This window comes from Alkalihalophilus lindianensis (assembly GCF_032843265.1).
Lineage (GTDB): Bacteria > Bacillota > Bacilli > Bacillales > Bacillaceae_D > Alkalihalophilus > Alkalihalophilus lindianensis.
In genome coordinates, this window is the sequence record NZ_JAWJBA010000326.1 from 1 (window position 1) to 272 (window position 272).

General features: G+C 44.9%; 1 pseudogene. It reads right to left on the reverse strand.

Annotated features, from left to right (window positions below):
• Positions 1 to 60: 60 nt before the first annotated feature.
• Positions 61 to 272 (reverse strand): annotated as a pseudogene (locus tag RYX56_RS22435) (TerD family protein); the annotation flags it as partial.

Below are 272 nucleotides of genomic sequence, written 5' to 3' on the forward strand. Positions count from 1 at the left end.
TACAACTGTCTGTTTTTCATTTTGATCAAACGTTCCATCCGCATACCCGATGGCAATGCATTAACGGGCGACTAGGCGGGCGATTTCCGGCTTTGTTCTGATTTTTCCGAGAGCACGAAAAGCCTCGGCACGGCCAACAACTCGATCATTTTCGAGTCTTGAAACAAAGAGGTTAAATCGTTGAATGACTTTGTTTGTATCAAAGACGCGTAGCTCTTCGCTTTGATGGACAAATTCTATCATCTTTTGCCGTTCCGATGCGTCCAAATAGC